Origin of the sequence: Clostridium sp. (assembly GCF_047718555.1) — a bacterium.
Taxonomy (GTDB): domain Bacteria; phylum Bacillota; class Clostridia; order Clostridiales; family Clostridiaceae; genus Clostridium_I.
This window is the reverse complement of the sequence record NZ_JBDNRK010000104.1, coordinates 1-4,742: the sequence shown is the minus strand read 5'-3', so window position 1 is coordinate 4,742 and position 4,742 is coordinate 1. Positions and strand designations below refer to the sequence as shown.

Here is a 4,742-nt window from a genome sequence, read left to right as displayed (position 1 = left end):
TAATAATATTTACAGCTATAAATAGATAAACTAATACTCTGTTAAAATCATTAATAAATAATAATATTAGAAAAATAGATATAATAGTTATTATCAGTTGAAATATTAAGAGAAACTTAAAAAGAAATCTAAATTTTGTTTGTGGAAGCTTATTATAATCTACATCACCAAATTTTACATAAATCCCATCATTAAACCCAAAATGCAATATACCAACATATGTAATATAAAAAGTAAAAATTTTCAAATATCCATATTGCTCTATATTCAAAAATTTAGGTATTATAAATGCTGTAATTATACCTGAAATTAATGAAATTAAGTTTGCACTTATAGTATGAACAAAGTCCATTATTCTTTTATCCGAAATCTTAAACATAAACTCTCCATTATTTATTAGTTTTTATTTTAAATACATTATATTCTTTTTATAATCTTAACAGGTACTCCACCCACAATGGTATTGTCCGGAATATCTTTATTGACTAATGTATTAGCACCAATTATTGAATTATCTCCTATTATTACTCCACTCAATATTGTAACTTTAGCTCCTATCCATACATTGTCACCGATTGCAGTTTTTTTTATATCAAAACCTTGTTGATTATAATTTTTATTTTTCTCACGAAATTTGTGATCATTATCTCTTATAGAAACAGCCTCCCCTATCATACAATTATTACCAATATTTATACTTTTTCTACAATGTATAATAGAAAACGGTCCAATAAAAGTATTTTCACCGATACATAATTCACTATTCCTATAGCATTTAATATTTACATAATCACTAATAGAAGCACCTTTAAGAACTATAAACTTAGATTTACTTTCCATATATAAACTTACTTTACTACTTAAGCTTCTTAAATTATGTGATATTTTCTTGCCATATACTAATTTTATTATTATATAAAAAACAATCTTTTTTAATATAGAAATTATTTTTAATAAATACATAGCTATACCTTTCATCTAAAATTTATATCTAATTTTTTATTTTTTCTTTTATTCAAAAAATATACAATAAAATTTGGAATATATTTTTTTATTTTATTTTTATAAGTACTATTATAATTTAGATTGATCCTTTTTTTAAACTTATTATAAAATATATTTTCAATAATAAGTTTATCATTTTTTATAACTTTTTTCTGTAACTTGTAAGAGTATTTTCGCCCTTTAGAAAAATCTTTATAATTTGAAGTAATTAAATTATAATAATTTCCTGATAAATTATTAGTATGTATTCTATATTTTACAAATGAAATATGAATATAACCTATATCACCATATTCAGACAACATTAAAGTTACATAAAAATCATGCTGTATTATTTGTGGATCAATTGGAAAAATATTTTTTATATCATTAATATTTTTAAAACATATAGTATTGGAAGAGAATCTAGCATTATAATTACATAAATCATTAAATCCTGCTATTGATTTTTTAAATCTCAAAAGATTAAATTCAGAATTTACAAATTTTACATCTCTCTCATTAATAAGACTTCTATCAGTAAAACAACATACTACAGTATCATTATCTTCCAAAAACTTAATTTGTGATTCAACTTTTTTATTTTCCCATATATCATCATGGTCTGCAAATAGAATATACTTTCCTTGAGCCAATGATACACCATAATTTATATTATAAGTTAATCCTTTGTTTAATTTATTTCTTATAAATTGTACATCTATACTTTTATCTTCTAACTCTCCTATCCAATCTTGTATAATAGTTTTAGTATTATCAATAGAATTATCATCTATAATTATCAATTTAATCGGCCTATATGATTGATTATATATAGAATTTAACATTTTCAAAATATATTTTTCACTATTATAAGTTGGAACTATAATTGTAGCTAAATCATTAATCATTTAAACCATCCTTAATCTTATACCAATCTACAAAATTTTTTATTCCTTCTTTAAAGCTCACTTTAGGATTATATCCTAATACATTATTAGACTTACTTATATCTGCACAAGTTCTATTAACATCTCCAGGTTGCATTGGCATAATATTTAATTTAGCTTTTTTATCTAAAGTATTTTCAATAGTTTCTACCATTTCTTTCAAAGAAATAGTATGGTCTCCACCAATATTAAAAATTTCATAATTTTTATTACTATTATCAACCCAATCAATGGCTGATAATATTCCATTAACTATGTCATCAATATAAGTATAATCTCTTTCAGTTGTACCATCTCCGTAGAAAGGAATCCCTTCACCATTGGAAATTAATTTAGTAAATTTATGTATAGCTAAATCTGGCCTTTGTCTTGGCCCATATACTGTGAAAAATCTTAAACAAGCTGTATTTATATTATATAAATGATAATAAGTATGACATAAAAGCTCTCCAGATTTTTTCGTTGCCGCATAAGGCGATATTGGAAAATCTACATTATCACTTTCTGAAAAGGGAACTTTTTTATTATTTCCATATACCGATGAACTAGAAGCAAATACAAATTTTTTAATTTCATTTTCTCTACATTTTTCTAGCAAATTTAAAGTTCCATTTATATTTACATCATAATATAATACTGGATTCTTAATAGATGGTCTTACTCCTGCCATTGCTGCCAAATGTACTATTATATCTATTTTTTCATTAAAAACTTCGTTTAATTTTTCTTTATCTCTTATATCCCCTTCAAATAGCCTTAAGTTATGAATGGATATTCCATTAAGCTTCATACTATTATACATATCTTGTATATTTTTCTTTTTGATAATAGGATTGTAATAGTCATTAAAATTATCAATAATTATCACTTTATTTTCTCTTTTTAATAGAGCTTCACATAGATGTGATCCTATAAATCCAGCCCCACCTGTAACTAATATATTTTTCATATAAATACACCACCATAATCTAATTTATATCCTATAAGAATATATTTTAATAAGCCATTTGAATCATATTAATATATATTAAAATTTTCACTTGATTTAAATACTATTAAAGCAATTAATTAATCTTTCATAATATTTATTTATGCTATTGTTATAAGTAGCATATTCCTTGGCATTTTTAACAATACTTTTATATTCATCAATATTCATATTATAACTTTTTTCCAAAGCTCCAACTATCTCCTTAGTATCTAAAATATCAAATATAATGCCTCTATTATCTTTAAGCATATCTGGTATTCCACCACGATTACTTCCCAAGACCAAACATTCAGTACACATTCCTTCTAATACTGTATTAGGATAATTTTCCATCCAAAGAGATGGTACTATTACACTATAAATTTCTTGTAATTGCTCAATTATCTTATCATAACTTATAAATCCTAAGTATTGTATTTTATCACTATTAAGATAAGGTTTTAACTTATTAAGATTAACATTATCAGCCTTTCCGGCAATGATTATTTTAACATTCTTACCTTTAGAAAATTTATCAAATGATTCCAACAATCTAAAAATGCCTTTTTCTTCATTTATATTTCCGTAATACATATATTTCTTAAAACTATAATCAACTCTCTTATTAAAATTATTTACTTTAGAAAAGTCAAATGGATTGTTTACACACTCAATATTATAATCATGATCAATACAATATTGAGTTAATTTTTCACTAGGACATATAAACTTATTTATATGCTTCTTTCTTAATTTATTTATATTATTATGCATATACTTTTTTATTATTATTTTATAATTACTACATTTTAAAATACAATTATTATACTTTACTCCTCTGCAAATATCATGATTTTTATATATACTAGTACTCAAAGGACATACTGCATAATAATCCCTAATAGTTTGTACAGTTTTGTATCCATCTAATGCCTTATACTGAGTAATAGGTGCAAGATAAAGATTGTTTATATGTATTATATCTGGCTTAATTTTATTTAAAACTCGTCTTATACTATCAAAAAGCTCTTTATCGAAGAAAAGTTTTCTTTTAATCTTATTAATTCCGCTATTTTTAATTGGTATATTAAAAAAAAGCTTTTTAGAATTATAATTTACATCATTTTTGGGGAAATTATAATCAAAGGTTAACAAATAAACTTCATTACCTTTAGATTCTAATATGTCCTTTTCTCGTCTACTTTGTGTCTCTGCTCCACCACAAATCAACAAATCATTCATTATAAGAATCTTCATATTTATTATACCTCTACATTTAATCATTTGATTTATATTACTAATTAAATTTTATTCTTTACTAAATAAATATTAACCACACCATTACTACATTTCTTCCACGAAAAATATTTTAGTCTATCATTAGCCTTAGAAAGCAAATCACTAGACATTTCTTTATTTTTTAAAATCTCTACAATTATATTGCCTACCTCATACAAATCTTCTGGATTAACTTTAATTGCAGCATCCCCAACAACCTCAGGAATACATGTTCTGTTAGATACTATACATGGTATTCCATAACTCATAGCTTCTAATGGAGGTAATCCAAACCCTTCATAAAGTGATGGATAAACAAACAATTTAGAATTTTTATATAAAAATTTCAATTCATCATCATTTATACTACCTGTAAAAAATATTTTATTTTTTAAATCTAAAGTTTCAACTAATTTAAAAATATCTTCATACATCCAACCATTTTTACCAGCTATAATCAAATTGCAATTTACTTTATTTTTAATCATATTAAATGCTTTAATTAATCCATCAATATTTTTTCTTGGTGAAATAGTACTTACAGTTAAAATATATTCTTT

The 4,742-nt window shown here is 23.4% G+C and carries 5 protein-coding genes and 1 pseudogene; all 6 read right to left on the bottom strand.

Going from position 1 to position 4,742, the window contains the following annotated elements; translation table 11 throughout:
• Positions 1-379 (bottom strand): annotated as a pseudogene (locus ABF633_RS20415) (hypothetical protein); the annotation flags it as partial.
• A gap of 38 nt (positions 380-417) precedes the next feature.
• Positions 418-840, bottom strand: a complete 423-nt coding sequence (locus tag ABF633_RS20410; protein ID WP_415526516.1) for an acyltransferase — start codon at positions 838-840, stop codon at positions 418-420.
• A 134-nt stretch (positions 841-974) separates the two neighbouring features.
• Positions 975-1,895, bottom strand: coding sequence for a glycosyltransferase (locus ABF633_RS20405; RefSeq protein WP_415526514.1), 921 nt, complete (start codon positions 1,893-1,895; stop codon positions 975-977).
• Positions 1,888-2,883, bottom strand: coding sequence for a GDP-mannose 4,6-dehydratase (locus tag ABF633_RS20400; RefSeq protein ID WP_415526512.1), 996 nt, complete (start codon positions 2,881-2,883; stop codon positions 1,888-1,890). The genes ABF633_RS20405 and ABF633_RS20400 overlap by 8 nt, the downstream gene beginning before the upstream one ends.
• A gap of 96 nt (positions 2,884-2,979) precedes the next feature.
• On the bottom strand, positions 2,980-4,161 hold the full coding sequence (locus tag ABF633_RS20395) for a glycosyltransferase (RefSeq protein WP_415526510.1): 1,182 nt from the start codon (positions 4,159-4,161) through the stop codon (positions 2,980-2,982).
• Between the two features lie 44 nt (positions 4,162-4,205).
• Positions 4,206-4,742 (bottom strand): glycosyltransferase family 4 protein (locus ABF633_RS20390; protein WP_415526508.1); only part of this gene is annotated, 537 nt, incomplete at its 5' end.

Excerpts from the sequence above, each read along its gene's own strand:
- ABF633_RS20410 (WP_415526516.1), bottom strand. The coding sequence starts at position 840 with ATGGAAAGTAAATCTAAGTTTATAGTTCTTAAAGGTGCTTCTATTAGT.
- ABF633_RS20405 (WP_415526514.1), bottom strand. The coding sequence starts at position 1,895 with ATGATTAATGATTTAGCTACAATTATAGTTCCAACTTATAATAGTGAA.
- ABF633_RS20400 (WP_415526512.1), bottom strand. The coding sequence starts at position 2,883 with ATGAAAAATATATTAGTTACAGGTGGGGCTGGATTTATAGGATCACAT.
- ABF633_RS20395 (WP_415526510.1), bottom strand. The coding sequence starts at position 4,161 with ATGAAGATTCTTATAATGAATGATTTGTTGATTTGTGGTGGAGCAGAG.